This window comes from Comamonas testosteroni TK102, from assembly GCF_000739375.1.
Classification (GTDB): domain Bacteria; phylum Pseudomonadota; class Gammaproteobacteria; order Burkholderiales; family Burkholderiaceae_C; genus Comamonas; species Comamonas brasiliensis.
In genome coordinates, this window is sequence record NZ_CP006704.1 from 4,983,616 (window position 1) to 5,003,112 (window position 19,497).

A 19,497-nucleotide genomic window follows, 5' to 3' on the forward strand; every position below is an offset into this window, starting at 1 on the left:
CCGCAATAAAAAGAGGCCTCTAGGGCCTCTTTTTTTGCCTGGCTGCCGATTCTTGCACATCGCAGGAATCGGAAGCTGCCGTCAGCTTACTGGGGCAGCTGGCCTTCGGTCTGAGCGGCGGCGGCTTGCTGCTGCTCGTACATGGCCTGGAAGTTGATTTCGGCCAGGTGCACGGGAGGGAAACCGGCGCGGGTCACCACGTCGGCCACGTTGCCGCGCAGATAGGGGTAGATGATCTGGGGGCAGGCAATGCCGATCACGCCGCCCATCTGGTCTTCAGGCACGTTGCGGATCTCGAAGATGCCGGCCTGCTTGGCTTCGACCAGGAACACGGTCTTGTCCTGAATCTTGGTCTGAACCGTGGCGGTCACGGCCACTTCGTAGACGCCTTCAGCCACGGGGGTGGCTTCCACGCCCAGCTGGATGTCCACGCTGGGCTGCTCCTGCTCCAGCAGGATGGCGGGAGAGTTGGGCTGCTCCAGGGACAGGTCCTTCAGATACACGCGCTGGATCTGGAACACGGGGCTGTTGTCTTGTTCGGCCATGATGAGCTGGGTCTTTCAGAAAAATCTTGAGAGGGAAATGAAAATGCCTGCACGGAGAATCAGCACGCAGCTATCCTCGCAGCAGGCATTTCCCAGAAAATAGCATTTGGCATTATGCAGTGGCCGCCCATGGCTGCATCCTGGCAGCCGGCACAAAGTGCAAATTCATGTCCTGGGACAACATGGGCGGCGCAGCTGCGTCAGCCTTGCAGCAGGGGCAGCAGACCGCCCTTGGCATCCAGCGCCATCAGATCGTCACAACCTCCCACATGGGTGTCGCCAATGAAGATCTGGGGCACGGTGCGGCGGCCCGTGGTCTGCATCATGTGCTCGCGGGCGGCGGTATCGAAGTCGATGCGCACCTCCTCGATCTGCTCCACGCCCTTGGATTGGAGAATCTGCTTGGCACGAATGCAGTAGGGGCAGACGGCGGTGGTGTACATCTTCACGGCTTGCATGGGCAACTTCCTTGGTTTTTTGCAATGCAGCATGCAACGCTGCATTCGTCAGGGTTCTCAGATGGGGCCGGATCAGGCTTTTTCAACCGGCAAGCCAGCATCGCGCCAGGCCTTCATGCCGCCAGCCAGCGCCTGGGCCTTTTCGTAACCCAGCTTCTTGGCCACCGCCTCGGCGCGCGCGGCGCGGGCGCCCGTTGCACAGACCAGCACCACGGGCAGCTGCTTGTTCTTGACGGTGGTGGGCAGCTTTTCTTCCAACTGGCTCAGCGGCAGGTTCCTGGCGCCGTTGACATGGCCGGCGGCAAACTCTTCGGGCTCGCAGACGTCCAGCACCACGGCTTTTTCGCGGTTGATCAGATGCACCGCAGCCGCTGCCGACAGCGAACCGCCGGTCGCGCCGCGCAGCGCGGGCAGCAGCAGCATCACACCCGAAGCCACGGCAATCAGGATCAAATACCAGTTATCAATGATGAATTTCACGTCATTCCTTGGGATGGCAAACCGGACGATTTTAGAGGCAGGCCAGCCTGCGGGCCGCAGCAGCGGGCCACAGACCTGCAGCCTGCAAGCCCATAGCCCCGGTTGACGCGCCCTGGGCCGCAAGTGGTCGCTGCGCACAATCCCCGAAGCTCGCTACAGGAATAGCAGGCCGGCCGGCGCCGGATCGGTCCGGCTTTCCTTGCCTCAAGCCCGGACAAAGCCCAGCCCCTAAAATGCACGCTTTTGACTTTGTGTCATTACTGCTTTGCTACTTTGAGAGAATCCATGTACAAGCTCGTTCTGATCCGCCACGGTGAATCCACCTGGAACCTAGAAAACCGCTTCACCGGCTGGACCGATGTGGATCTGACTGCCACCGGCGTCGAACAGGCCAAGAAGGCCGGCCAACTGCTCAAGGCAGAAGGCTATGACTTCGATGTGGCCTACACCAGCGTGCTCAAGCGCGCCATCCGTACCCTGTGGCATGTGCAGGATGAAATGGACCGCACCTGGCTGCCCGTGGTGCATAGCTGGCGCCTCAACGAGCGCCACTATGGCGGCCTGCAAGGCCTGAACAAGGCCGATATGGCCAAGCAGTATGGCGACGAGCAGGTGCTGGTCTGGCGCCGCAGCTACGATGTGCCGCCTCCAGCCCTGGAAGCCACTGACCCGCGCAGCGAACGCAGCGATGTCCGCTACGCCAAGCTGCAGCCCGAGCAGATCCCGCTGACCGAGTGCCTCAAGGACACGGTCGAGCGCGTCGTGCCGTTCTGGAGCGAGTCCATCGCCCCCGCCATCAAGGCCGGCAAGCGCGTGGTGGTTGCCGCTCACGGCAATTCCATCCGCGCCCTGATCAAGTATCTGGACAATATCGCCGACGACAAGATCGTGGGCGTGAACGTGCCCAATGGCATTCCTCTGGTCTATGAGCTCGACGCCGATCTCAAGCCCATCCGCCACTACTACCTGGGCGATGCCGAAGCCGCAGCCAAGGCCGCAGCGGCCGTCGCGGCCCAGGGAAAGGCCTGAGACCTTGCACCACCCCGGTTCGGATCGCTGACGCAGTCTGAACCGGGCTGACACTGCAAAAGGCCTGCGGAACCTCGTGGGCCTTCTGCCGTCGAAGGTGTATATTGCGAATGGTTTAAGGGGTGCTATGGGTCAAAAAATCAAAATTGCAGGCTGGATCTCTGTGGGCGTGGTCGCCGGTGCGTTGACCACCGTATCCCTGCAGACGCTGGCCCGCGGGGGTGTGACACCTCTGCCACTTGAAGAAATCCAGCAGTTGTCGGCCGTCTTCGGCCTGATCAAGACCGATTACGTCGAGCAGGTCAGCGACAAGAAGCTGATCACCGATGCCATCTCCGGCATGGTCTCCAGCCTGGACCCGCACTCCCAGTACTTCGACAAGAAGACCTACAAGGAATTCAAGGAAGGCACTTCCGGCAAGTTCGTTGGCGTCGGCATCGAGATCACCATGGAAGATGGGCTGATCAAGATCGTCTCTCCCATCGAAGGCTCGCCCGCTTTCCGCGCCGGCCTCAAGACCGGCGACCTGATCACCAAGATCGACGACACGGCCGTCAAGGGCCTGACGCTCAATGACGCCGTCAAGCGCATGCGCGGCGAACCCAATACCAAGGTGCGCCTGAACATCCTGCGCAAGGATGAAAGCCGCAGCTTCCCCGTCACCATCACCCGCGAAGAGATCAAGACCCAGTCGGTCAAGGGCAAGGTGATCGAGCCCGGCTATGCCTGGATTCGCCTGAGCCAGTTCCAGGAACGCACCGTGGACGACTTTGTGCGCAAGGTCGAGGAAATCTACAAGCAGGAACCCAATCTCAAGGGCCTGGTGCTGGACCTGCGCAACGATCCCGGCGGACTGCTGGATGCAGCCGTGGCCATCTCGGCCGCCTTCCTGCCACCCGATGTACCCGTGGTTTCCACCAACGGCCAGCTGGCTGAAAGCAAGGCCGTCTACAAGGCATCGCCCGAGTTCTATGCCCAGCGCGGCTTTGGCGATCCCTTGCAGCGCCTGCCTGCAGCCCTGAAAAAGCTGCCCCTGGTGGTTCTGGTCAACGAAGGCTCGGCCTCGGCCAGTGAAATCGTGGCCGGAGCGCTCCAGGATCACAAGCGCGCCACCGTCATGGGCAGCCAGTCCTTTGGCAAGGGGTCGGTGCAAACCGTGCGTCCCCTGGGCCCCGATACGGCTCTCAAGCTGACGACGGCGCGCTACTACACGCCTAGCGGAAAGTCCATTCAGGCCAAGGGCATCGTGCCCGATGTGATGGTGGACGAGACGGCGGATGGTGACTTGTTTGCCGCACTGGGCATGCGCGAGGCGGATCTCGAGAAGCATCTGTCCAGCGGACAGGGTGCCGAGGTCAAGAATGACGCCCTGGAAAAGGCGCGCGAGGAAGCCCGCAAACGCCTGGAAGAGGAAGCGAAGAAGCCGGCCGCCGAACGCCGCCTGCCGGAATTCGGAACTGACAAGGACTTCCAGCTGCAACAGGCGCTGAACAAGCTCAAGGGCCAGCCCGTCAAGGTCAGCAAGACCCTGACAGAGCGCAAGGCCGAAGAAAAGCCCGGGGATGCGACGGCTGCAGACAAAAAGCCCGCTGACAAGAAAGCCCCCGAAAAGGGTGACTCCGACAAGAGCAAAAAATAAGCACCGGGTTGTCAAACCCGCTCAAAATCAGCCGGGCTTGCCCGGCTTTTTTCTTGGAACCATGGACGCAAACCGATGAATGACGATCAATTGCTGCGCTATTCCCGTCACATCATGCTCGACGAGATCGGCATCGAAGGCCAGGAACGTATTCTGGCAACGCATGCAGTGATCATCGGAGCCGGCGGCTTGGGCTCGCCTGCCGCACTCTATCTGGGCTCGGCAGGTGTGGGCCGGATCACCATCGTCGACAACGATGTCGTGGACATGACCAATCTGCAACGCCAGATTGCCCACACGACCGAGCGCATAGGCATGGCCAAGGTGGAGTCGATACGCACCGCCGTGCATGCCATCAACCCCGGTATAGAGATTCGCTGCATCCAGCAGCGTGCGACCGAGAGCCTGCTCGACGAGTTGCTGCCCGAGGCCGGCATCGTGCTGGACTGCACCGACAACTACAAGACCCGCCAGACCATCAATGCGGCCTGCGTACGCCATGGCGTACCTCTGATCGAAGGAGCGGCCATCCGTGTCGATGGCCAGTTGATGGTCATTGATCCGCGCGACCCCGACAGCCCGTGCTATGCCTGCGTCTTTCCGCCAGAGGCTGAATTCGAAGAGGTCCAGTGCTCGACCATGGGCGTCTTTGCACCGCTGGTCGGACTGATCGGAACCCAGCAGGCAGCTGAAGCACTGAAGCTGATTGTCGGTTTTGGCCGATCTTCTGTCGGACAACTTCAAATGCTTGATGCACGTTCCATGGAGTGGAGTAGGATGAAAATTGCTAGGGTTAAAACCTGTGATATCTGCGGAACGTCAAGCACAAATCACAAGAAACATCAATACAATGATTTTTCATAGGCCGTAATTGATTCCCCATACCGAGAATTGAACGACTCTCACAGCTTGATCCATGGCATCTACCTCAACTTGCTACCGTCGTGAAACTGCGTACCTTTTTTGTTGAAGACAACCCTACGATTCGCGACAACCTGATTGCGACGATGGCGGAGCTTGCCGATGTCGAGGCTGTGGGGGTGGCAGAGACCGAAGCCGATGCCGTACGCTGGCTCAGCCATAACCCGGACGCCTGGGATCTGGTCATCGTGGACCTGTTCCTGCGCGAGGGCAGCGGCCTCGGCATTGTCACCAGCTTTCAACAGCGACCGCGGCAGAAAAAGCTGCTGGTGCTGAGCAATTATGCGACTGCCGATATCCGCCAGCGCTGCCTGGAACTCAATGCCGATGCCGTATTTGACAAATCCAATGAAATCGATGCGCTTATCGATTTCTGCATGGATTTGAATACCAGCAAGTCTTGATAATAACAAAAAGTAAAAAAAGGCTTGAATCTTTCAAGCCTTTTTTATTGGAGCCCCATTAATCAATGAGGCGGTTTTTCAGCGCATAATAGGTCAGATCGCTATTCGAGGAAAGCCCCATTTTTTCCATGAGCCTGGTTCGGTAAGTACTCACTGTTTTCACACTCAGGGAAAGCGACTTGGCAATATCTCCGGCCGTCTCGCCGCGAGCAAGCTTCAGAAACACCTGAAACTCGCGCTCCGACAATTGCTCGTGCGCCGGCACATCATCCTTGCGATTGAGCTGCTGGGCCAGGAGGTCGGCCACTGCGGGCGTCAGATAGCGCCTTCCCAGAGCCACGGTGCGGATGGCCTCCGCGATATCCTGGGGATCGCACTCCTTGTTGAGATAGCCGCTGGCTCCCTGACGAATCAGGTTGATCGCGTAATGCTCCTCAGGGTATCCACTCAGTATCAGGATGCCCATGTCGGGCGCCTTGGCCCTGAGCATGGCCAGGGCATCTATGCCGCTTTGCCCGGGCATGGACAAGTCCATCAGCAACACATCGATTTCATGTTCCCGGACCAGATCGATGGCTTCCCGTCCATTGCCGGCTTCTCCCACGACCCTCAGATCCACATGCTCCGACAGGAATTGGCGTAATCCCGAGCGAACGATCGCATGGTCATCCACTATGCCTACTTTTATCATGAACACCTCTTTTCATGAAACCGCGCTCGTCTCCAGGGCGCATAACATTTTAAGACCCGCACTATGATGTCAGTCGTTGACGCTACGGTTATGCAGAATATCAGGTAATTGCCTTGTCGGTGAGAGGATGTAGATGCGCTGGACCAATATCCGCAAAATTGCAGTCAGTTTGACGATCGCAGTCATTGCGGCAGTCTTAATGGTAAGCATTAATGAGGCAGGCTATAAGCGCTCCTTGCAGGCTCTGGACACGCTCACCAAGACACAAAGCACCAGAGCCAAGCTCAGCTTGCTGATGCAGCAGATGCTGGACGCTGAAACCGGTCTGCGCGGCTATCTGCTGACGGGAGAAGAGCGCTATCTCGAGCCCTACAACTCCGCTTCTGCCGCCATCAGCAGCAGCATGGACGAGCTGCGCAGCATCTTCATCATGGATCCCAAGGAGCTGGCCACCTTCACACCGCTGGCCCGCCAGGTCGAGCGCAAGACCGGCGAAATGGAGCTGAGCCTGCGCCTTTATCGCCAGGGCAACGACGAAGCATGGCGCTTTGTGATGTTCACCGATGTGGGCATGGAAAACATGGATGCCATACGGGGCCACATCAAGACCCTGATGGACAGCATCGACCAGCGCGTCAAGTCCAATCTCGCAGACATCGAGCAGACGCTGGGCCTGTCGCGCCTGGGCATTGCGACCGTGACGGCGCTCGGGATTCTGGGCTTCTTCATGTATCTGCGACAGGCCAATGCACTGCAGCACTCACATCAGCGCGAGCAGGAGATCCAGCGCGACGAGCGCAATCGCCTGGAGGAAGTCGTTCGTGACCGCACAGCGGCGCTCACCGAGCTGGCAACCCATTTGCAGCAGGTACGCGAAGACGAGCGGGCGCATCTGGCACGCGAGCTGCATGATGAGCTTGGCTCGCTGCTGACCGCAGCCAAACTCGATGTTGCGCGACTCAAATCCAAGATCGACACTTCGGCACCCGAGGTCTCCGAGCGCGTCACCCATCTGATCGAGACGCTCAACAGCGGCATTGCACTCAAGCGTCGCATCATCGAGGACCTTCGCCCTTCCTCGCTTTCCAACCTGGGACTGACCACGGCACTGGAAATCCTGACCCGGGAGTTCGGCGATCGCAGCAACATCGAGGTGGAGTGCAGTCTGGAGCAGGTGGACCTGCCCGAGTCCACGCAGCTGACGGTCTATCGCGTGGTGCAGGAGTCGCTGACCAATATCGGCAAGTACGCCAGGGCCAGCCATGTCATCGTCACGGTGCACAACTACCCCACCTATGTAGCCGTGCAGATTCAAGACGATGGCCAGGGGTTCGAGCCCGCCAGCATGCGCCCCAACTCCCATGGCCTGGCCGGCATGAAGCACCGTGTCGAAGCCGTTGGCGGCAGGCTCACCGTGGCCTCGCAACCCGGCAAGGGCACCACCATCTCGGCAGTCATTCCCCTGAGCATAGCAACTGCCTGAAACCGGGTAGCGCTCGGCCGAGCAAGTCGATGTCGTCCTACACGGCTGTCTCTCAATACCCCGACCCAGGTGGCAGAAGCTCACCGTCAGGCACGGGCTGCTCAGTTCTCTACAGTCAATACATGGCCGCACAGCAATGCCTGTCGGTCTGCATTCGAAAGGAGAAAATCATGTTGCACTACGCCATTGTCTTTCTGGTGATTGCCTTGATCGCTGCAGTTTTCGGTTTCGGCGGTATTGCGGCAAGCGCCGTAGGCATTGCCAAGATCCTGTTTTTTGTCTTCCTGGTCATGGCCGTCATCACTTTCCTGATGGGCCTGGTGAAGAAATAGCAACGGCACCGAATGTGTAGAACTTTGTTCGTCCACATTGCACAAACCGGCAGTATTCGCCATGATCACTCTCAACTTCTGCCTCCTCGAGGCAGAGTTCCGCAGACTGGCGTTACTGCACGCTGTCACGAAAATTTTTAGATTTCAGGGAGTTCCAAACAATGAGCCAAGCCGTAAAAGACGCCAAGGACACGGTTGAAGACCTCAAGGGCGCCGCCAAGGATGTGGCTGCTGACGTCAAGGACACGGCAAAGCACGCCGCCCAATCTGCCCAGAATGCTGCGCACAAGATGGCCGACGCAGCGCAGGACGCCGTGGACTCGGGCAAGCAGGCCGCCCAGAAGATGGTCAATGAAGCACGCGACGTGGCCGAGGATGTTGCCGACAAGGTTGAGGACACCGCACGCCGCGCAAGGCGCACGGCCTCCGAGGCGATAGACTCCACAGGGCGCCATATACGCAATCTCGACGACAGCGAGAACCCGCTGATCGACAACCTGGCCAACCGGGCTCAGGATCTGGCAGAGCGCAGCATCAACTTCTGGGCCGACAGCTCACACCGCGCACGCCGTCAGTTCAACACCGCAGCGGATGCAACCACCAAGTATGTGTCCGAACAACCCGGGCGTTCCGTGCTGATCGCCGCCGCGACCGGCGCGGCCCTGGCGACAGCCTTCTTTCTGGGCCGCTCGCGCAGGAAGTAACTCTTGGAACGTGTAGACGTTCCCAGCTTTCGCAGGCGTGCTTTGCGCCTTTTCAAAACCAAGGGAGAACCATATGAAAAATCTGACTCGTGCTTTGGCTTTCAGTCTGGTCGCTGCGACGACCGTGCTGGCTACCACAGCCTGTTCGGTGGCTCGTGACCAGCAGACTGTGGGCTCCTATGTGGATGACGCCGGCATTACCACTGCAGTGAAGGCCAAGATGGCCGAAGACAAGAGCGTCTCGGCAACCGCCATCAGCGTGGAAACCATGAACGGCACCGTGCAGCTGTCGGGCTTTGCCAAATCCGAAGCGGAAAAAGCCCGTGCCGGCGAAATCGCCCGCACGACCAAGCATGTGCGTGAAGTGCGCAACAGCATCGTGGTCAGGCCTTGACGTTGCGCACCTGAAGCCAGCCTCTGTCTGAGGGCTGCGCTTCCAGCCCAAAGCCAGCTTTCGAGCTGGCTTTGTTTTTTCCTGCCCCGATCAGCGTACTTAGCCATTAAAGTGTCCTCATGCAAGTTTTCAACTGCGAGGCCTGCGGCCATCTGATCTATTTTGAAAGCCTGCAATGCGTGCATTGCGGTGCAATCCAGGCATTCCTGCCCGATCAGCTGCGCGTCGGCATTCTGCCGCCGAACGCAGGCCCCACCGCACGCTATCGCGCCTGCGCCCATCGATACAACATCAGCCTGTGCAATTTTGCGATCGAGGCTTCAGACCCGCAGCCGCTGTGCGTTTCCTGCCGCCAGACCGAATGGCTGCCCGACAGCGGCGATCCTGCCAACGAGCTGCGTTGGGCGAAGATCGAGGTTGCCAAGCGCAGGCTGTTCTACACCCTGGCCAGGCTGGGTTTGCAGGATCCCCATGGTCACTGCGTGGCCGAGCCGCGCTTTTCCCTGCTCGCGGATCTGCCCGGCCAGAGCCCCGTCATGACCGGCCATGCCAGCGGCATGATCACGCTCAATGTCGTCGAGGCCGACGACGACGAGCGCGCCAAACGCCGCCAGGCCCTGCACGAGCCCTATCGCACGCTGATCGGGCATCTGCGTCACGAATCTGGCCATTTCTACTGGGATCAGCTGATAGCCAACAGCGTGCATCTGGAGCGCTTCAGGGCGCTGTTCGGCTATGAGAACCAGGACTATGCCCAGGCGCTGCAGCGCCATTACGGCAAGGACCCGCTGGACAATAGCTGGCGCCATCAGTTCATCAGCGCCTATGCCACCTCGCACCCCTGGGAAGACTGGGCCGAAACCTGGGCTCACTATCTGCACATGGTGGATTTGCTGGAAACCGCAGCCAGCTACGGCACCTGCATCACCGTTCCGGATATCCCCGCCGCAGGCCAGCAGCGCATTCAGAACCCGCTCGTGCCGGTGCCGCCCGACTTTTCGGTGATGCAGTCCCAGTGGGTGCCGCTCACGCTGCTGCACAACAGCCTGAACCGCAGCCTGGGCCATGGCGATGCCTACCCGTTTGCGATTTCCGGCCCGGCCTGGGACAAGCTGCGCTTCGTCCACGAGACCATCAGCAGCTATCGCAGCAGATCACCCAGCCAGGGAGACTGACTGCTCAGGCCGCGCGGCCGACCTTGGCCATCAGGCGCTCATGCACGCCCTTGGAGACAAACTTGTCCACATCGCCGTTGAGCGTGGCAATCTCGCGCACAAAGGTGGAGCTGATGAACTGATAGCGATCGCTGGGCGTGAGGAACACGGTTTCCACTTCGGGCATCAGCGTGCGGTTCATGCCGGCAAGCTGGAACTCATAGTCAAAGTCCGTCACCGCGCGCAGGCCGCGCACCATGGCCTTGGCGCCACGTGCGAGCACAAAATGCGCCAGCAGCCCGTCAAAGCTCTCCACCTGTACCTGCGGATAATTGGCGCAGGCCTCGCGCACCATGGCAATGCGCTCCTCCAGCGAAAACAGCGTCTTTTTGTGATGACCTGCCGCCACCGCCACGATGACCTTGCCAAACAGCTGTGCAGCCCGGCGCACCACATCTTCATGCCCCAGCGTGATCGGGTCAAAGGTTCCGGGGTAAACAGCAATCAGGTCTTGGCTCATGGCTTATCTCTCTCCTGCGGGTCTTGATGAGTGTGAGGGCTGCTGCAGTGCAGCGTAAAGAGATTATGCATTCAGGCCTGCGCAGCGCTGAACCATGCAAAAAGGAGCTGCTGACGCCTCTGCTCGAAGCGCCAGCAGCTCCCGGTTCGGCAGCAAGGCTTTACTGCTTCTTCAGCAGATGCGCATGGACGGCGCCGGCCTTCAGATAGCGGTGCAGCTCCAGCCCCATTTCCAGCAGGCGGTCCTCGGCCCAGGCTTCGGGAGCTTCCAGATAAATGAAGCCGCCATCATTCAAGGCCGCCGTGGCGGCCTTGAGCGCGGGCTCGAACAGCTCGGTCTGACCGAATGGCGGGTCCAGCAAGATCAGATCCTGCCCCGCCACGGTCTTCAGGCAGCTCAGCGCATCGCCGCGCTGCACCTTGACCATCCTGGCATCGAGCTTTTGCTGAAGACGCTGCAACTGCTGCACCAGGGCTGCATCCTGCTCGTTCATGATGACGCTGCTGGCGCCGCGCGATGCGGCCTCGAAGCCCAGCGCCCCCGTGCCCGCGAAGGCATCGATGCATTTCCAGTTGCTCAGGTCCTGACCCAGCCAGTTGAACAGGGTCTCGCGCACGCGATCGGGCGTGGGCCGCAGACCGGGCTTTTGCGCCACGGCCAGACGCGTGCGGCGCCATTGCCCGCCGATGATGCGGATTTCACCAGCCCCGGTGGCCGCCGGCTTGGCGGCGGCAGGCTGGGCAGCCTTGGCTCCGGGACGGGCCGGGCGGCTGGCCGCCAGCTCCTGCGCCTTGCGCTCGGACTCGTGAATCATCTTGTCCAGCGCCTTGCGGCCTGCGGGTGTGTGTAGCTTGATGGCACTGCGGCTCATGGCTTGGCTCCGAGAGTGATGGTGACCATGCGCTCGGGCTGAACCATGCGCTGCATCGCCTCCTTCGCGTCCTTGGTGGTCAGCGCCTGAACGCGATCGGTCCAGTGCTCCAGATAATCGAGCGGCAGCCCGTTCCAGGCAATGTTGGCCACATTGCCCAGCAGCTTGCGGTTGCTGTCTATGCGCAGGGCAAAGCCGCCGATCAGGTTGTCCTTGGCCGCCTTGAGTTCCTTGTCGGTAGGACCTTCGGCAATGAATTTGCGCAACACGTCCTGCGAGACCTTGAGCGCCTCGGCCGCCTGATCGGGACGGGTCTGCAGGCCGATGATGAAGGCACCGCGATCCAGTCCCGGCGAGAAGTCGCTGGAGACCCCGTAGGTCAGGCCCCGCTTCTCACGCACTTCTTCCATCAGCCGCGAGGTGAAGCCGCCGCCGCCCAGAATGTGGTTGCCCACCATCACGGCCAGAAAATCGGGATTGTTGCGCGCAATGCCGGGCTGGCCTATGAGCACCTGGGCCTGGGCCGAATCGAACGGAATGTTCTCGACCTTGGCCTCCTTCAGGTCCTCCACCTTGCTCACGGCAGGCAGCGGCGGGCAGTCGTTGCCATTGGTGGCCTGCAGCGGCCCCAGCAACTGCTTGACCATGGCATCGGCCTGCTGGCGATTGACCGCTCCCACCACGCTGACCTTGGCGCGGCAGGCAGCAATCAGCTTGCGGTGAAAGTCCTGCATGGCCGAAACATCGATCCGGCCCAGGCTGTCGACCGTGGTCTGATAGCCATAGGGCGAGCTGCCGAACACGGCCTTTCGCAAGGCCTTGGAGGCCACGGTACCGGGACGGGTGTCGGCTTCCTTGATGGAGGCGCTCCAGCGCTCGCGGTCACGCTGCCACACGGCCTCGGGCCAGCTTGGCGACGCGATCTGGCGCGCCGCCAGGGCCACGGCTTTCTGCTGCAGATCGGGCACGGTCAGCGTGCGCAGGCCGAAGCTGAAGCTGTCGCGCCCCGCGCTGGCGCCAAAGCTTGCGCCCAGGTCGGCCCAGGCCTGGCCCAGGCCGTTCTCATCCAGCGCAGGCGCATCGCCCGCCGCCTTGATGCCCTTGGAGGACATCATGGCCACGGCTGCCGCCAGGCCCAGCTTGTCCTCGGGATCGCGGCGGCTGCCAGCGTCAAAATCTACCTGCACATCCACCATGGGAATGCCGGGACTTTGCACCAGCCAGACCTGGGCACCGCTGGGCTGGGTCCAGTGCTCTATCGGCAGCAAGGCCCAGGCGGACTGGGTCAGAAAACCCATGCCAGCGCCCACCACAAAAGCGCCAGCAGCTATCTTCTTCATAGTTTTCATGTGTTCAACCTCTGTTTTCCATGACGCCGCATCAGCGAGGGCATGCCCCATGCGCAAGCAGCCCGGCACGGGCCGCCCCGCAGCGAAGGCTGCGTTCCCCTCCCCTGGCGCACAGCGCGTAGAGAGAAGGAAAGGCGCGGGGCCGCCCAGGCAAGCAGCTCAAGGGGGTTTGCATCAAAGCAGCTATTTCCACAACGCTGCGCCACCGTGGGCGCGCACCATACGCGGGCAGCCGAGCAAGGGCAGCCCCGCAGCGAAGGCTGCGTTCCCCTCCCTTAGCGCACAGCGCGTAGAGAGAGGGGGAAGACGCAAAGCGGCTCAGGGGGTGTTTCATCAATGCACCGAACCGCCTGCATCGGCCTTGCCGGACATGGGACGCTGGGGCTTGGCGCCTGCGGGCAGCGGCTGGGGCACCAGAGTGCCGACGGTGAGCTGGTCGTCGCCGAAATACTTGGCGGCCACGGCCTTCACATCGTCGGAGGTGACTTTCTGCAGCTCGGCCAGCAGCTTGTCCTCGGCATCCAGCGGCATGTTCTGGATCCAGTAATTGCCCAGGTTCTGGGCCTGGCCCATGACGGAATCGCGCTCATAGACGTTGGAGGCCATCCACTGCGTCTTGACGCGGTCCAGCTCGTCAGCCTGCACGCCCTCCTCGGCCACCTTCTTGATCTGGGCCCGCAAGGCAGCTTCCACATCGGCCACGGTCTTTCCCTGGGCCGGCACGCCCGTCAGCATGAACAGGCTGGGCCCGCGCCCCAAAATGCTGGCCGAGCTGCCGGCGCTGTCTGCCACACGGCCGTTGGCCTGGCCTTCGCCCTGCACCAGGGCGCGCTCCAGACGGGCGCCGTCATAACCGTCGAGCACCGCGGACAGCACCAGCAGCGCCAGCGCATCCTTGTCCTCGGCCTGAAGCTTGTCCACGCTCTTCAGGGTGGGCGTGCGATAGGCCATGGCGATAAAGGCCTGCTCGGCAGGCTGCTTGACCTCGATACGGCGCACGCCGATCTGCCTGGGTTCGGTCTGCGGCTTGCGCTGCGGCAAGGCGCGCGCAGGAATGCTGCCGTAATACTTCTCGGCCCAGGCACGCACCTGGTTGACGTTCACATCCCCCACCACGACCACTGCGGCATTGGACGGCACATACCAGCGCTTGTGGAAGTCGCGCACATCTCCGGGCGTCATGGAGTCCAGATCGCTCATCCAGCCCACCACGGGGCGGCGATAGGGCGAGGCCATGAAGGTGGCCGCCATCAGCTGCTCCATCAGCATGGCGCGCGGCTGGTCGTCGGTGCGCATGCGGCGCTCTTCCTTGATGACCTCGATTTCCTTCTTGAATTCGGAGTCCGGCCACTGGTTGTTGGCAAAACGATCGGATTCCAGCTTCATCACGTCTTCCAGACGGTTGGACGGAATCTGCTGGTAATAGCCGGTGTAGTCACGCCAGGTGAACGCGTTTTCCTGGCCACCCAGCGCCGCCACGCGACGCGAGAAGTCTCCGGGCTTGACGCTTTTGGAGCCCTTGAACATCATGTGCTCCAGCGCATGGGCCACGCCCGTGGTGCCGTCGACCTCGTCCATGGAGCCCACACGTACCCAGACCATGTGCACGGCCGTGGGCGCGCGCCGGTCGGGCAGCACGATCAGCTGCATGCCGTTCTTCAGCGTGAACTGCTGCACTTGCGGCGCGGCCGCCGTGGCAGCAGCAGGCACAGGTTGCGACGATGCGCCCGGCGCAGCCAAGGCTGCCCCAGCGCTCAAACAGGCCATTAAGCCCAGTACAGGGAGTGCGCGTACATGTTTCATAGAATGATGCGATTCTAAAAACCCGCCAATGTTCAGTTTTTTCAAGAAAAAGCCCAATTCACCCGATGTGGTGAACACCACGCCCGCTGCCGAGACAACCGCGGCGCCTGCGTCTGCGTCTGCTGCGCCAACCAGGCCCGCTTCACAGGATACGCCTGCTGCGCCTGCCGAAAATGGCAACAGCTCCTGGTGGCGCAAGCCCTTTGGCGGCGGCGCGACGGCCAAGGCCGGCGAAGATCAGCCTGCTACTCAGGATTTTGTAGCAGCCCCCGAGCCTACCGCAAAGCCGCAAGCCCCAAATTCCCGTCAAAGCTGGATGGAACGCCTGAAAGCCGGTCTGCGCAAGACCGGCTCCAGCATTGCCACCGTCTTTACCGGCACCCAGATCGACGACCGGCTCTATGAAGAGCTGGAGGACGCGCTGCTGATGGCCGACACCGGCGTCAAGGCCACCCAGCATCTGCTGGAAGACCTGAAGCGCCGCGTCAAGGAAACCAAGACCACCGAGCCCGCCGCCGTCAAGGCACTGCTGGCCGATGCGCTGACCGATTTGCTCAGGCCGCTGGAGAAGCCGCTGACCATCGGCGAGCACACACCGACCGTCATCATGGTGGCCGGCGTCAACGGTGCGGGCAAGACCACTTCCATCGGCAAGCTGACCAAGCATCTGGCCGACGGCGAGCAGTCCGTGCTGCTGGCCGCCGCCGACACCTTCCGCGCCGCCGCGCGTGAGCAGCTGGGCGTCTGGGCCAATCGCAACACCGTGGAAATCATCAGCCAGGACGGTGGCGACCCCGCCGCCGTGAGCTTCGATGCCGTCTCCGCCGGCAAGGCGCGCAAAAAGGATGTGGTGCTGGTCGATACGGCCGGACGCCTGCCCACGCAGCTGCATCTGATGGAAGAGCTCAAGAAGATCAAGCGCGTGGTGAGCAAGGCCGACGGCACGGCGCCGCACGAGGTGCTGCTGGTGATTGACGGCAACACCGGCCAGAACGCCCTGACCCAGGTGCGCGCCTTCGACGATGCACTGCAGCTCACGGGCCTGATCGTCACCAAGCTCGACGGCACGGCCAAGGGCGGCGTGCTGGCCGCGATTGCGCAGGAGCGCCCCGTGCCCGTCTACTTCATCGGCGTGGGCGAGAAGATCGAGGATCTGGAAACCTTCAGCGCACGCGAGTTCGCCCAGGCCCTGCTGTCCTGAAGCACAAGAACCATAGCTGCCAGCGATTTATCTATCGAGTTTTCAGATAGATTCAGCACTGAAACCCAATGAAGGAGCGCGCAAGGCGCTCCTTTTTTATTCAGACTTCAGAGCTGCACCTGCTGCTTGATCCACTTGGCATAGTCGTTCAGGCAGCGCTCGGTGCGCATGGTGATCTGGGGAACTTCATAGCTGTGATGGCTGCGCAGCAGCGCAGTCAGCCGTGGCAGTGCCTCGGGCAGGGTCTTGCAGGTCAGGCGCCATTCGGGAGCGGTCTGCAGCACGCCGTCCCACTCGTAATACGAGGTGATGCGCTCGGTCTGCACACAGGCCGCAGCCTTGGCCGCGACCAGCGCCCGCGCCATGTCCTCGGCCTCGGCCGAATGCCCAACGGTGGTCGTCACCACGCACAGCGTGGCCCAATGACTGTCCTGCGCGGACGCGGACTTGAGAGTGGCGGTCTGGGTAGATGTGGTGCTCATGCAGCCTAGTCTAGGCCCAAGACCGCCCTGCCCGCCACTGCCTTACGCCGGATACAGACCCAGCTGCTGCGCGCGCAGCCGCGTCAGCCCCAGCAGGGCATCGGTGAACGGCGTGCTCATGCCGCACATGGCACCCATCTCGCGCACGGCGCCCACCAGGGCGTCCAGCTCCACCGGCTTGCCGGCTTCCACATCCTGGAGCATGGAGGTCTTGAAGCCGCCCAGCTTGAGCGTGACCTGATGACGGTCCTGCGGGCTGTCGGCAATCGGCAGGCCGATGCGCGCGCCGATTTCCCGGGCCTCCAGCATCACGGCCGTGATGAAGTTGCGCACCAGCTCATCGCCCAGAATCCTGTCCGTGGTCGCGCCCGTGATCGCACTGACGGGGTTCATGGTCATATTGCCCCAGAGCTTGTACCAGGCGTCACGCTGGATGTTGTCGCTGAGCCTGACCTCGATGCCGCCCGCGCGCAGCAGCTCGGTCAGTGCCAGCAGACGCGGCGTGGGCGCATCGCCGGGCAGGGCCATGGGCTCGCCGACGATGAGGCTGTTGCCGAAATGACGGCGCACCACCCCCGGCGCATCGAGAGAGCAGCTGGCATGCACCACCGAGCCGAGCACCTGCCCGGTGGGAATGGCACGCGCAATCTCGCCCTGCGGGTCCACGGCCCTGAGCTGCAGGCCGCGCAAGCCGGCATCCACGCCACCAGCCAGAAACCACCAGGGAACGCCGTTCATGGCGGTCAGCACCAGGGTCTGCGGGCCGATCAGCGGTGCGACGGCACGGGCCACCTCGGGCATGGACGGCGCCTTGACGGCAATCACCACCACATCCTGCACGCCCAGGGCGGCCGGGTCCTGCTGCGCATTGACGGCCACGGTCTCGCGCTCCTCTCCATGCACCAGCGTCAGGCCGTTGTGCTGCAGCGCAGCCAGCGTCTGGCCCCGCGCCACGGCGCTCAGCTCGCAGCCGGCCCTGGCCAGCGCCACACCCAGCCAGCCGCCAATGGCGCCGGCACCGTAGATACAGACTCTCTTCAGACCCATGCTCTTGTCTCTCCTGTCTTATGGAACTCTCAAAAAGCAGTGGCTGCCGGTGCTTTACCGTAAAGCATCTGAAGACCTTGCCCCCTTGAAACCAGGCGATATCTTCGCGGCCGCCGCTCATTGTTGATACGTTAACAGCAGTATCCCCCCGCGCGACACTGAAGGCCGTTGACAGCTGGGCACCCCGCACTGCGCGCCATGCCAGCTGCCCTGTTCATCGACATTTCAAGGACCGACTCATGAGCTCCAACACCGCCGTCGTCAATCTCACAGCCCAGATCACGGCACTGGCCAGCGCCTTGCGCATCGTGCCGGACGCCAGCCCCCAGGCCGTGCAGACGCGCGAGCAGGTGGCTGCCACGCTGGACAAGCACATTCACGATGTGCTGGAAGAAGGGGCCCGGGACAACGCCGACGGTGGCAAGACCATCAGGGCGGCGCTGCTGGGCTGGTCGCCACCGCGCCATGAAAAAGCCGGGCCCAGGGCCCGGCAAAGAGATGCAGCAAACCAGAGAACCCTCAAGGGCCGTGCTCACGCCAGCGTATAGGCCGTCTTCACCGTGGTGTAGAACTCCTGGGCATAGCGGCCCTGCTCGCGCGGGCCGTAGCTGCTGCCCTTGCGACCGCCGAACGGCACGTGGTAGTCCACCCCCGCCGTGGGCAGGTTGACCATGACCATGCCGGCCTGGCTGTGGCGCTTGAAGTGCGTGGCGTACTTGAGGCTGGTGGTCGCAATGCCGGCCGACAGGCCGAACGGCGTGTCGTTGGCCATGGCCAGGGCTTCTTCGTAGTCCTTGACGCGGATCACGCTGGCCACGGGGCCGAAGACTTCTTCGCGGTTGATGCGCATGCCGGCTTCGGTGTCCACAAACAGCGTGGGCGCCATGTAGAAACCATCCTTGCCGCTGCCCGTGTGGCAGGCCACGCGGGCGCCGCCAGCGGCCAGGCGCGCGCCTTCGGCCTTGGCGATTTCCACATAGCTCAGATCCTGCTCCAGCTGGGCCTGGCTGACCACGGGGCCCATGTCGGTGCCGGCGGCGCGTGCGTCACCGACCTTGATTTGGACCATGCGCGCCTGCAGGGCCTCGATGAAGGCCGGGTAGATCCTGTCGGTCACGATCAGGCGGCTCGATGCCGTGCAGCGCTGGCCGCTGGAGTAGAAGCCGCTCTGGGCCGACAGTTCCACGGCCTGGTTCAGGTCGGCATCGTCCAGCACGATCTGGGGATTCTTGCCGCCCATTTCCAGCTGCACCTTCTTGCCGCTCTTCACGCAGGCTTCGGCAATGCCACGGCCCACGCCCGTCGAGCCCGTGAAGCTGATCGCCGCCACGTCGGCGTGGTTGACCAGGGCTTCACCGATCACGCGGCCGCGGCCCATGACCAGGTTGAAGACACCGGCGGGGATGCCTGAGCGGTGGATGATGTCGGCCAGGGCCCAGGCACTGCCGGGCACCAGGTCGGCGGGCTTGAGCACCACGCAGCAGCCGTTGGCCAGGGCCGGAGCGATCTTCCAGGCGGGGATGGCGATGGGGAAGTTCCAGGGCGTGATCAGGCCGACCACACCGATGGGCTCGCGCGTGATTTCCACGCCGATGCCGGGGCGCACCGAAGGCACGGTCTCGCCAGTGAGGCGCAGGCATTCACCGGCAAAGAACTTGAAGATCTGGCCGGCGCGGCCGACTTCGCCAATGGCTTCGGGCAGGGTCTTGCCTTCTTCGCGGGCCAGCAGCTCGCCGAGCTCCGCCTTGCGCGCCAGGATCTCCGTGGCTATCTTGTCCAGGGCGTCGGAGCGCGCCTGGATGCCCGAGGTGGACCAGACTGGGAAAGCGGCAGCGGCGGCGGCCACGGCCGCCTGCACGTCCTCGGCCCCCCCCTGGGCGTACTCGCCGATCACGTCGGACAGGTCGCTGGGGTTGGTGTTGGGGCAATAGCTGTCAGCAGCCGTCCATTGGCCGTTGATGAGGTTGTGGTGTTGGGTCATGGATATGCT

The 19,497-nt window shown here is 62.2% G+C and carries 22 protein-coding genes; 11 read left to right on the forward strand and 11 right to left on the reverse strand.

The features are described 5' to 3' along the window. Positions 1-86: 86 nt before the first annotated feature. The 3 genes from secB to O987_RS22535 form a co-directional block, all read right to left on the reverse strand. Positions 87-545, reverse strand: coding sequence for a protein-export chaperone SecB (gene secB, locus O987_RS22525; protein ID WP_043374905.1), 459 nt, complete (start codon positions 543-545; stop codon positions 87-89). A 200-nt stretch (positions 546-745) separates the two neighbouring features. Further along, the gene (grxC, locus tag O987_RS22530) at positions 746-1,003 is read right to left on the reverse strand and encodes a glutaredoxin 3 (RefSeq protein ID WP_003051899.1); all 258 of its coding nucleotides are present in this window, start codon (positions 1,001-1,003) and stop codon (positions 746-748) included. Positions 1,004-1,075: 72 nt separating this feature from the next. Next, positions 1,076-1,483 (reverse strand): rhodanese-like domain-containing protein, encoded by a 408-nt coding sequence (locus O987_RS22535; RefSeq protein WP_003051897.1) that lies wholly within the window; start codon positions 1,481-1,483, stop codon positions 1,076-1,078. A 285-nt stretch (positions 1,484-1,768) separates the two neighbouring features. On the opposite strand from O987_RS22535, the gene gpmA reads away from it, so the two are divergent. The 4 genes from gpmA to O987_RS22555 all read left to right on the forward strand — a co-directional run bounded on the left by gpmA (position 1,769) and on the right by O987_RS22555 (position 5,476). After that, positions 1,769-2,512: a 2,3-diphosphoglycerate-dependent phosphoglycerate mutase gene (gene gpmA / locus O987_RS22540; RefSeq protein ID WP_003051894.1), complete on the forward strand. Its 744-nt coding sequence runs from the start codon at positions 1,769-1,771 to the stop codon at positions 2,510-2,512. Between the two features lie 127 nt (positions 2,513-2,639). Next, positions 2,640-4,151, forward strand: coding sequence for a S41 family peptidase (locus tag O987_RS22545; RefSeq protein ID WP_003051892.1), 1,512 nt, complete (start codon positions 2,640-2,642; stop codon positions 4,149-4,151). A gap of 75 nt (positions 4,152-4,226) precedes the next feature. Next, entirely contained in the window at positions 4,227-5,015 is a 789-nt protein-coding gene (locus tag O987_RS22550) for a HesA/MoeB/ThiF family protein (protein WP_043374907.1), read from the forward strand. An 80-nt stretch (positions 5,016-5,095) separates the two neighbouring features. After that, positions 5,096-5,476, forward strand: coding sequence for a response regulator (locus O987_RS22555; RefSeq protein WP_003051888.1), 381 nt, complete (start codon positions 5,096-5,098; stop codon positions 5,474-5,476). A 58-nt stretch (positions 5,477-5,534) separates the two neighbouring features. On the opposite strand, the gene O987_RS22560 is transcribed toward O987_RS22555, so the two are convergent. After that, on the reverse strand, positions 5,535-6,167 hold the full coding sequence (locus O987_RS22560) for a response regulator transcription factor (protein WP_003051886.1): 633 nt from the start codon (positions 6,165-6,167) through the stop codon (positions 5,535-5,537). A gap of 133 nt (positions 6,168-6,300) precedes the next feature. On the opposite strand from O987_RS22560, the gene O987_RS22565 reads away from it, so the two are divergent. The 5 genes from O987_RS22565 to O987_RS22590 all read left to right on the forward strand — a co-directional run bounded on the left by O987_RS22565 (position 6,301) and on the right by O987_RS22590 (position 10,255). Continuing rightward, positions 6,301-7,650 carry a CHASE3 domain-containing protein gene (locus tag O987_RS22565; RefSeq protein ID WP_043374911.1) on the forward strand — a complete coding sequence of 450 codons (1,350 nt, stop codon included), beginning with the start codon at positions 6,301-6,303 and terminating at the stop codon, positions 7,648-7,650. A gap of 170 nt (positions 7,651-7,820) precedes the next feature. Next, entirely contained in the window at positions 7,821-7,982 is a 162-nt protein-coding gene (locus tag O987_RS22570; RefSeq protein WP_003051882.1) for a DUF1328 domain-containing protein, read from the forward strand. A gap of 161 nt (positions 7,983-8,143) precedes the next feature. Next, positions 8,144-8,686 carry a hypothetical protein gene (locus tag O987_RS22580; protein ID WP_003051873.1) on the forward strand — a complete coding sequence of 181 codons (543 nt, stop codon included), beginning with the start codon at positions 8,144-8,146 and terminating at the stop codon, positions 8,684-8,686. A gap of 73 nt (positions 8,687-8,759) precedes the next feature. Further along, a complete protein-coding gene (locus O987_RS22585) occupies positions 8,760-9,080 on the forward strand; it encodes a BON domain-containing protein (RefSeq protein ID WP_003051870.1) in 321 nt (106 codons plus the stop codon). A 119-nt stretch (positions 9,081-9,199) separates the two neighbouring features. Continuing rightward, on the forward strand, positions 9,200-10,255 hold the full coding sequence (locus O987_RS22590; protein WP_043374913.1) for a zinc-binding metallopeptidase family protein: 1,056 nt from the start codon (positions 9,200-9,202) through the stop codon (positions 10,253-10,255). 4 nt (positions 10,256-10,259) lie between these two features. On the opposite strand, the gene coaD is transcribed toward O987_RS22590, so the two are convergent. From coaD to O987_RS22610, 4 genes are all read right to left on the reverse strand, one after another. Then, a complete protein-coding gene (gene coaD / locus O987_RS22595) occupies positions 10,260-10,754 on the reverse strand; it encodes a pantetheine-phosphate adenylyltransferase (protein ID WP_003051866.1) in 495 nt (164 codons plus the stop codon). A gap of 160 nt (positions 10,755-10,914) precedes the next feature. Beyond that, positions 10,915-11,625 carry a 16S rRNA (guanine(966)-N(2))-methyltransferase RsmD gene (gene rsmD / locus O987_RS22600; protein WP_003051863.1) on the reverse strand — a complete coding sequence of 237 codons (711 nt, stop codon included), beginning with the start codon at positions 11,623-11,625 and terminating at the stop codon, positions 10,915-10,917. After that, on the reverse strand, positions 11,622-12,974 hold the full coding sequence (locus O987_RS22605) for a M16 family metallopeptidase (protein WP_043374916.1): 1,353 nt from the start codon (positions 12,972-12,974) through the stop codon (positions 11,622-11,624). The genes rsmD and O987_RS22605 overlap by 4 nt, the downstream gene beginning before the upstream one ends. Before the next feature lie 333 nt (positions 12,975-13,307). Beyond that, positions 13,308-14,741, reverse strand: coding sequence for a M16 family metallopeptidase (locus O987_RS22610; protein ID WP_080731589.1), 1,434 nt, complete (start codon positions 14,739-14,741; stop codon positions 13,308-13,310). 64 nt (positions 14,742-14,805) lie between these two features. On the opposite strand from O987_RS22610, the gene ftsY reads away from it, so the two are divergent. Further along, positions 14,806-15,978 (forward strand): signal recognition particle-docking protein FtsY, encoded by a 1,173-nt coding sequence (gene ftsY, locus O987_RS22615; RefSeq protein ID WP_019044104.1) that lies wholly within the window; start codon positions 14,806-14,808, stop codon positions 15,976-15,978. A gap of 107 nt (positions 15,979-16,085) precedes the next feature. Here the strand turns inward: ftsY and cutA are convergent, their stop codons facing one another. Beyond that, on the reverse strand, positions 16,086-16,460 hold the full coding sequence (cutA, locus tag O987_RS22620) for a divalent-cation tolerance protein CutA (RefSeq protein ID WP_043374920.1): 375 nt from the start codon (positions 16,458-16,460) through the stop codon (positions 16,086-16,088). 42 nt (positions 16,461-16,502) lie between these two features. Continuing rightward, a complete protein-coding gene (locus O987_RS22625) occupies positions 16,503-17,507 on the reverse strand; it encodes a 2-dehydropantoate 2-reductase (RefSeq protein WP_003051856.1) in 1,005 nt (334 codons plus the stop codon). A 239-nt stretch (positions 17,508-17,746) separates the two neighbouring features. Between O987_RS22625 and O987_RS22630 the strand changes: the two genes are divergently transcribed. After that, the gene (locus O987_RS22630; RefSeq protein WP_043374922.1) at positions 17,747-18,055 is read left to right on the forward strand and encodes a hypothetical protein; all 309 of its coding nucleotides are present in this window, start codon (positions 17,747-17,749) and stop codon (positions 18,053-18,055) included. Here the strand turns inward: O987_RS22630 and O987_RS22635 are convergent. Continuing rightward, the gene (locus O987_RS22635) at positions 18,040-19,488 is read right to left on the reverse strand and encodes an aldehyde dehydrogenase family protein (RefSeq protein ID WP_043374924.1); all 1,449 of its coding nucleotides are present in this window, start codon (positions 19,486-19,488) and stop codon (positions 18,040-18,042) included. The genes O987_RS22630 and O987_RS22635 overlap by 16 nt on opposite strands. Positions 19,489-19,497: the final 9 nt, after the last annotated feature.

Excerpts from the sequence above, each read along its gene's own strand:
- secB (WP_043374905.1), bottom strand. The coding sequence starts at position 545 with ATGGCCGAACAAGACAACAGCCCCGTGTTCCAGATCCAGCGCGTGTAT.
- grxC (WP_003051899.1), bottom strand. The coding sequence starts at position 1,003 with ATGCAAGCCGTGAAGATGTACACCACCGCCGTCTGCCCCTACTGCATT.
- gpmA (WP_003051894.1), top strand. The coding sequence starts at position 1,769 with ATGTACAAGCTCGTTCTGATCCGCCACGGTGAATCCACCTGGAACCTA.
- O987_RS22545 (WP_003051892.1), top strand. The coding sequence starts at position 2,640 with ATGGGTCAAAAAATCAAAATTGCAGGCTGGATCTCTGTGGGCGTGGTC.
- O987_RS22550 (WP_043374907.1), top strand. The coding sequence starts at position 4,227 with ATGAATGACGATCAATTGCTGCGCTATTCCCGTCACATCATGCTCGAC.
- O987_RS22560 (WP_003051886.1), bottom strand. The coding sequence starts at position 6,167 with ATGATAAAAGTAGGCATAGTGGATGACCATGCGATCGTTCGCTCGGGA.
- O987_RS22565 (WP_043374911.1), top strand. The coding sequence starts at position 6,301 with ATGCGCTGGACCAATATCCGCAAAATTGCAGTCAGTTTGACGATCGCA.
- O987_RS22570 (WP_003051882.1), top strand. The coding sequence starts at position 7,821 with ATGTTGCACTACGCCATTGTCTTTCTGGTGATTGCCTTGATCGCTGCA.
- O987_RS22580 (WP_003051873.1), top strand. The coding sequence starts at position 8,144 with ATGAGCCAAGCCGTAAAAGACGCCAAGGACACGGTTGAAGACCTCAAG.
- O987_RS22585 (WP_003051870.1), top strand. The coding sequence starts at position 8,760 with ATGAAAAATCTGACTCGTGCTTTGGCTTTCAGTCTGGTCGCTGCGACG.
- O987_RS22590 (WP_043374913.1), top strand. The coding sequence starts at position 9,200 with ATGCAAGTTTTCAACTGCGAGGCCTGCGGCCATCTGATCTATTTTGAA.
- coaD (WP_003051866.1), bottom strand. The coding sequence starts at position 10,754 with ATGAGCCAAGACCTGATTGCTGTTTACCCCGGAACCTTTGACCCGATC.
- rsmD (WP_003051863.1), bottom strand. The coding sequence starts at position 11,625 with ATGAGCCGCAGTGCCATCAAGCTACACACACCCGCAGGCCGCAAGGCG.
- O987_RS22605 (WP_043374916.1), bottom strand. The coding sequence starts at position 12,974 with ATGAAAACTATGAAGAAGATAGCTGCTGGCGCTTTTGTGGTGGGCGCT.
- O987_RS22610 (WP_080731589.1), bottom strand. The coding sequence starts at position 14,741 with ATGGCCTGTTTGAGCGCTGGGGCAGCCTTGGCTGCGCCGGGCGCATCG.
- ftsY (WP_019044104.1), top strand. The coding sequence starts at position 14,806 with ATGTTCAGTTTTTTCAAGAAAAAGCCCAATTCACCCGATGTGGTGAAC.
- cutA (WP_043374920.1), bottom strand. The coding sequence starts at position 16,460 with ATGAGCACCACATCTACCCAGACCGCCACTCTCAAGTCCGCGTCCGCG.
- O987_RS22625 (WP_003051856.1), bottom strand. The coding sequence starts at position 17,507 with ATGGGTCTGAAGAGAGTCTGTATCTACGGTGCCGGCGCCATTGGCGGC.
- O987_RS22630 (WP_043374922.1), top strand. The coding sequence starts at position 17,747 with ATGAGCTCCAACACCGCCGTCGTCAATCTCACAGCCCAGATCACGGCA.
- O987_RS22635 (WP_043374924.1), bottom strand. The coding sequence starts at position 19,488 with ATGACCCAACACCACAACCTCATCAACGGCCAATGGACGGCTGCTGAC.